Below are 251 nucleotides of genomic sequence, written 5' to 3'. Positions count from 1 at the left end.
GTCAGTCATGAAGAATTCATGATGAGACATTAGAGACGTAAGTAAATTTGCAGTTATTTTGTCACCGTTATAGGCGCAAACACATATTAAACCAGTACCTTTTAATAAGTGATCAGAGGCATGTTCGTGATGTATAAGTTTTGGTAGTATATCCTTTTGATCTTCCCATTCCACATGAGCCCATGTCCGAATTTGTCTGTTTTGTTTTTGGAAAGGTTCAATAAACTCACTGAAATAAGATAATGTACTTT

The 251-nt window shown here is 34.7% G+C and carries 1 protein-coding gene; it reads right to left on the bottom strand.

Features of this window, described 5'->3' with window-relative positions; all coding sequences use genetic code 11:
* Nucleotides 1-251, bottom strand: a 251-nt coding sequence (locus AOA60_RS29540) for an MEDS domain-containing protein (protein WP_178075432.1), incomplete at both ends; no start/stop codon positions are given.

Origin of the sequence: Pseudomonas sp. 2822-17, from assembly GCF_002742485.1 — a bacterium.
In the GTDB taxonomy this organism is placed as follows: domain Bacteria; phylum Pseudomonadota; class Gammaproteobacteria; order Pseudomonadales; family Pseudomonadaceae; genus Aquipseudomonas; species Aquipseudomonas cyclaminis.
Note: the sequence above shows the minus strand (reverse complement) of the source record. Positions and strands in the feature narration are given on the sequence as shown.